4 protein-coding genes are annotated in these 6,238 nt (G+C 68.5%); all 4 read left to right on the forward strand.

What is annotated here, in order from left to right:
• Positions 1 to 204: 204 nt before the first annotated feature.
• Positions 205 to 2,829, forward strand: a complete 2,625-nt coding sequence (locus ACE5C1_RS16840; RefSeq protein WP_374945234.1) for a molybdopterin-dependent oxidoreductase — start codon at positions 205 to 207, stop codon at positions 2,827 to 2,829.
• Positions 2,819 to 3,613, forward strand: coding sequence for a uroporphyrinogen-III C-methyltransferase (gene cobA / locus ACE5C1_RS16845; protein WP_374945235.1), 795 nt, complete (start codon positions 2,819 to 2,821; stop codon positions 3,611 to 3,613). Before ACE5C1_RS16840 ends, cobA begins: the two co-directional genes overlap by 11 nt.
• 122 nt (positions 3,614 to 3,735) lie before the next feature.
• Complete coding sequence (locus ACE5C1_RS16850; protein WP_374945236.1) at positions 3,736 to 6,093, forward strand: transketolase; 2,358 nt, start codon at positions 3,736 to 3,738, stop codon at positions 6,091 to 6,093.
• A 5-nt stretch (positions 6,094 to 6,098) separates the two neighbouring features.
• Positions 6,099 to 6,238: biotin/lipoyl-containing protein (locus ACE5C1_RS16855; protein WP_374942550.1), on the forward strand; the 140-nt coding region annotated here is incomplete at its 3' end.

The raw sequence follows: 6,238 nt of genomic DNA on the forward strand, positions 1-6,238 counted from the left end.
TGTTCAAGTCGTCGGCCATTTCCTACAGCCAAGCTTTTCTCTACATCGGTTTTGGCGTGGCGGCCGTGGGCGCCTTGGTGCTGTTGGTGCGCTTAGTGGTTAAGGAATCGACCGAGGCGGCGCCTGAGTCCACGCTGACACTGGCCGGGGCCTAGGGTCTCGTGAAGCACCTAGGCGCTGTGCAATCAATTAATAATAAGCTATATGCCTACTTCCACCGCTACCGCCCCATCCATCTGTTGCTACTGCGGGGTGGGCTGCGGGGTGCTGGTCGAGCCGCTCAAAAACGGCGACGTGGCCGTGGTGGGCAACCCTGCCTACCCCGTCAATAAGGGAGCATTGTGCAGCAAGGGCCTGAACCTGCAATACACGGTGAACGACCGCAGCGACCGGCTGCTGTACCCGCAAATGCGCTACAGCAAAAGCCGGCCCTTGCAGCGCGTGAGCTGGGACGAAGCCTTGCAGCGCACCGCCGCGGTTTTCAAGACGTTTATTGAGCAATACGGACCCGACTCGGTGGCGTTTTACGCTTCAGGGCAATGCCTGACGGAAGAGTATTACGTTATTAATAAGCTCATTAAGGGCTTCATTGGCAGCAATAACATCGACACCAATTCGCGCCTGTGCATGGCGAGTGCGGTGGCCGGGCACATGCGCGCGTTCGGCGAGGATATCGTGCCCGCGACCTACGACGATCTCGACGTCGCCGACCTGATCGTGCTCGTCGGGTCGAACACCGCCTGGTGCCATCCGATCGTCTGTCAGCGCATCCGCGCGCGCTGCGACGCCGGTGCCAAGCTCGTGGTGATCGATCCGCGCCGCACCGAGACCGCCGACGAGGCCGATCTCCATCTCGCGATCCGGCCGGGGTCGGACGTCGCGCTGATGAACGGGCTGCTCGCCTGGTGCCGCGATGCGGGGGTGGTCGACGACGCCTATCTCGCCGCGCACGTCGCGGTGCCGCACGATTTCTGGAACGGGTTCGGAGAGGGCAGCGACCTGTGGTCGACGGCGCGCGTCTGCGACGTGCCGCCGTCGGACCTCAGGCGCTTCTTCGAGCTCTTCGCCGCCACACCGCGAACGGTGACGCTGTTCAGCCAGGGCGTGAACCAGTCGCTGAGCGGCACCGATCAGGTCAACGCGATCATCAACGTCCATCTCGCGACCGGCCGGATCGGCGAGCCCGGCGCGGCGCCCTTCTCGATCACCGGCCAGCCCAATGCGATGGGCGGGCGTGAGGTCGGCGGCCTGTCGTCGACGCTGGCGGCGCACATGGATTTCGCGCCCGAGCACCGCGCCCGCGTCCAGCGCTTCTGGGCCTCGCCCACGACCGCGCTCAAGCCCGGCCTCAAGGCGGTCGACCTGTTCCGCAGTGTCGGCGAAGGGCGGATCAAGGCGATCTGGATCATGGCGACCAATCCGGCGGTGTCGATGCCCGACGCCGGCCGCGTCCGCGACGCGTTGGCGACCTGCCCGTTCGTCGTCGTGAGCGACGTGATCGCCGAGACCGACACCGGCGCCCACGCGCACGTCCGCCTGCCCGCCGCGGCGTGGGGCGAGAAGGACGGCACGGTCACCAACTCCGACCGGACGGTCAGCCGCCAGCGCGCCTTCCTGCCACCTCCCGGCGAGGCGAAACCCGATTGGTGGATCGTCAAGGAGGTCGCGCGGCGGATGGGATGGAAGACCGCGTTCGCCTACGACCGCCCGGCCGAGATCTGGCGCGAGCATTGCCGGCTTTCGACCTACGGGAACGACGGAAGCCGCGTGTTCACGCTCCCCAGCCAAGCCGCGAAGGGCAACGCCGCCTACGACGCCATGGTGCCGTTCCGCTGGGGCGGCACCCCCTTCGCCGACGGTCGCTTCCCCACACCGGACGGACGCGCGCGGCTTGTCACGGTGGCGCAGAAGCCGCTCGCGGCGCCGCTCGCCGCCTGGCCGATGACGCTCAACACCGGCCGTTACCGCGACCATTGGCACACCATGACCCGCACCGGGCTGAGCCCCAAGCTCGCGCGTCACCGCGAGGAGCCGCTGGTCGAGGTGCACCCCGCAGACGCGGCACGGCTGCGCCTCGTCGACGGCGCGCTGGCGCGGGTCGCCACGCCGCAGGGCGACAGCGTCTACCGCATCACCGTGGTCGACACGCAGCGTGCGGGCGAGCTGTTCGTGCCGATCCACTGGACCGATCGCACCGCGACCGGGGGGCGGACCGGCCTCCTGCCCCGCCCGCTTGCCGATCCGATCTCGGGGCAACCCGGCTTTAAATCGACCCCCGCGTCGATCGTCGCGCTCGATACCGCGTGGCGCGGCTTCGCGGTCGTGCGCGGCGAGCTTGCCGCAAAACCCGCTTGCCTGTGGGCAACGCGGATCGCGGCACCGTACGGGACGGTGTGGGAGCTGGCGGGGGACGGCGATCCCGCCGCGCTCGATGCGATGCTCCCGTCCGGCCAGCGGCTGGAGGCGGTCGATGCGGCACGCGGTGTACGCAGGATCGCGATCCTGGACGAGGGGCGGCTGGCGGCGGCGCTGTTCGTCACGCGCGACGGCACGCTGCCGCCGCGCGACTGGCTGGTCATGCAACTCGCCGCGCCGCAGGCGGCCGCGACGCTGCTCGCGGGGCGCGCGCCGGGGGCGCAAATCGACCGCGGGCCGATCGTCTGCGCCTGTTTCGATATCGGCCTCCAGGCCATTCTGGCCGCCATCGCGGATCAGAAGCTGTCCGATGTCGCCGCGATCGGCGCGGCGATCGGTGCGGGAACCAATTGCGGTTCCTGCCGCCCCGCGCTCGCCAGGCTCCTCCAGCAGGACTCGACCCATGCCGCATGACGCGATCGCTCCCGGCACGGTATGGCTCGTCGGCGCAGGACCGGGTGATCCCGATCTGCTGACCCGCAAGGCCGAGCGGTTGATCGCAGCCGCCGACATCGTGTTCTACGACGCGCTGGTCGGTCAGGGAGTTCTCGACCTGATCCCCGCAGGCGTACAGCGCGTGAGCGTCGGCAAGCGCTCGGGCCGCCATTCGAAGGACCAGGCGACGATCGATTCGCTGCTGGTCGAGGCCGCGCTGGCGGGCGGGCGCGTCGTCCGCCTGAAAGGCGGCGACCCATCGGTGTTCGGACGATCCACCGAGGAGATGGACGCGCTCGCCAAGCACGGCATCCCGGTCCGCATCTGCCCCGGCATCACCGCGGCCAGCGCGGCGGCGGCATCGGGCGCGATCTCGCTCACGCTGCGCGGCCAGGCACGCATGCTGACGCTCGTGACCGCGCATGCGCGTGCGGGCGAGCCGCTCGATCTCGACTGGCCGCTGCTCGCGCGACAAGGGGCGACGCTGGCGATCTACATGGGTCGCGCCGCTGCGGGAGAGGTCGGGAGGAATCTCATCGCGGCCGGCCTGCCGACCGACACGCCGGTATTGGTCGCGGTGAACGTCTCCCTGCCCGCCGAGCGGCTGATCCGCGGCCGCCTCGACGCGCTGGCGTTTCTCGTCGCGACGATCGGCGAACGCGATCCTGCGCTGCTGATCATCGGTGAGGCGACCCGCCCCCGGCCGGGTGGCCATCGCCGAGCGTCCGGGATCGCCGCCTTCGAGGCAAGGTCAGCCTCGTAACGGTTCCTTACGGTGGCAGATCGCGTACAGCGATAAGCCGCACGTATCGCTGCCGACGCTTTTCCATCGTGACCGCAAGCAGTGGCTGCGAAAGAGCGCAACGGATCGAGAGGAACATCATCGTGGCAAGTCAGGCACTCGCGCACCCTGTCCATCAGGACACCAGCTCCACGGTCACGACCCTGGAAGCGCTCGACACGCGGCTGCGCTGGTTGTCGTCCTGGACGATCCACAACGCCAATCACCTGCGCGACAGCCGCGACGGGCTGAAGGTCGGCGGGCACCAGGCGTCGTGCGCGTCGATCTCGACGATCATGGCGGTGCTCTATTTTCACGCGCTGGGCGCACACGACAAGGTTGCGGTGAAGCCCCACGCGGGACCCGTGCTCCACGCGATCCATTATCTGCTCGGCAACCAGACGCGCGACCAGCTCGAACGCTTTCGCGGCCTCGGCGGCGCGCAAAGCTACCCGTCGCGGACCAAGGACACGATCCCCGTCGATTTCTCGACCGGCTCGGTCGGCCTGGGCGTCGCGGTGACCGCGTTCGCCAGCCTGGTGCAGGACTATCTGGTCGCGCGCGGCGCGCTGGGCGAGGCCGAGACCGGTCGCATGATCGCGCTGATGGGCGATGCCGAGCTCGACGAGGGCAACATCTACGAATGCCTGATCGAAGGGTACAAGCACGACATCCGAAACTGCTGGTGGATCGTCGACTACAACCGCCAGTCGCTCGATGCGACCACCGCCGACCGGATGTTCGACCGCTTCGACGACATCTTCGAAACCTGCGGCTGGCGGGTGCTGACGCTGAAGCACGGCAAGCGCCAGCTCGCCGCCTTCGCGAAGCCCGGCGGCGAGGCGCTGCGCCGGTGGATCGACACCTGCCCCAACGCCGATTTCGCGGCGCTGACCTATCTCGGCGGCGCGGCCTGGCGCGAGCGGCTGACCCGCGAGATCGGCGACGAGGCGAACGTTCCTGCGCTGCTCGCGGGGTACGACGATGAGGCGTTGGCTGCGCTGATGACCAATCTCGGCGGCCACTGCGTCGAAACGCTGATGGAGGCGTTCGCGGCGGCGGCGGACGAGCGGCCGACGATGTTCATCGCCTATACGATCAAGGGCTTCGGCCTGCCGTTCGCGGGCCACAAGGACAATCATGCAGGACTGATGAACCCACGTCAGATCGAGCAGCTGCGCGGCGATCTCGGCATCGCGCAGGGCGACGAGTGGGAGCCTTACGCGGGGCTCGGCGACAATGCGGCGACAGCGATCGAGGCGTTCGTCGCCGCGTCGCCGCTCGCGGATCGGACCGCGCGGGCGACCGCCGACGCCATCCCGGTGCCCGACGTGCTGCCCGTGCCAGACGGCACCGAGCAGTCTACCCAGGCGGCGTTCGGGCGCATCCTGCTCGATCTCGCCAAGTCGGGGCATCCCCTGGCGGACCGGATCGTCACCACCTCGCCCGACGTGACGGTGTCGACCAACCTCGGCGCGTTCGTCAACCAGCGCGGGCTGTTCCGGCGGAGCGAGCTGAAGGACGTCTTTCACGCCGCCAAGATCCCCTCTCCGCAGAAGTGGATGGGGCATGGCACCGGCCAGCACATCGAGCTGGGTATCGCCGAGCACAATCTGTTCCTGATGCTCGCCGCGCTGGGGCTGTCGGGGCCGCTGTTCGGGACACGGCTGATTCCGATCGGCACCGTCTACGATCCGTTCATCGCGCGCGGGCTCGATGCCCTCAACTACGGCTGCTACCAGGACGCGCGTTTCCTGCTGGTGGCGACGCCGTCCGGCGTGACGCTCGGGCCCGAAGGCGGCGCGCACCAGTCGATCAACTCGCCGCTGATCGGTATCGGCCAGCCGGGGCTCACCTATTTCGAGCCCGCCTTCGCCGACGAGCTGGCGCTGCTGATGCGCTGGTCGTTCCAGCACCTGCAGGCGGACGACGGCGGTTCGGTCTATCTCCGGCTGTCGACGCGCTCGATCGCGCAGGTGCCGCGCGACGGCGACGCTTGGCAGGACGATGCATGCAAGGGCGCGTATTGGCTGCGACAGCCGGCGCAAGGTGCAGAGGCGGCGATCGTGTTCACTGGCGCGATCGCGCCCGAGGTACTCGACGCGTTCGATGCATTGGCCGATGACGTGCCCGGCCTGGGACTGCTCAACGTCACCTCGCCCGACTTGCTCCATCGCGGCTGGTCCGCCTCGCGCAGCCGACGCTGGATCCGTGGGAGTTCGGAGCCGTCGCATATCGATCGGCTGCTGTCGGTGCTCGCGCCGGGTGCCGGACTCGTGACCGTGATCGACGGATCGCCGTCCGCGCTATCGTGGTTGGGCGGAGTGCGCGGGCACCGGGTCAGCCCGCTGGGTACCGACCGCTTCGGCCAGACCGGCGATCTGCCCGACCTGTACCGCATCTATCGCCTCGACGCCGAGGCGATCGCCGATGCCGCCGCCGAGCTGTTTCTGGAGCGATGAGACCCATGTCGATCGAGATCAAGATGCCCGCGCTGTCGCCGACGATGGAGGAGGGCACGCTGGCCAAGTGGCTGGTGAAGGAGGGCGACTCGGTCAAGTCCGGCGACATCATGGCCGAGATCGAGACCGACAAGGCGACCATGGA

The sequence above is a fragment of the Sphingomonas sp. genome, from assembly GCF_964263785.1.
Lineage (GTDB): Bacteria > Pseudomonadota > Alphaproteobacteria > Sphingomonadales > Sphingomonadaceae > Sphingomonas.

What these genes read in the sequence shown, in the direction of transcription:
- ACE5C1_RS16840 (WP_374945234.1), top strand. Translation starts at nt 205, where the DNA reads ATGCCTACTTCCACCGCTACCGCCCCATCCATCTGTTGCTACTGCGGG.
- cobA (WP_374945235.1), top strand. Translation starts at nt 2,819, where the DNA reads ATGCCGCATGACGCGATCGCTCCCGGCACGGTATGGCTCGTCGGCGCA.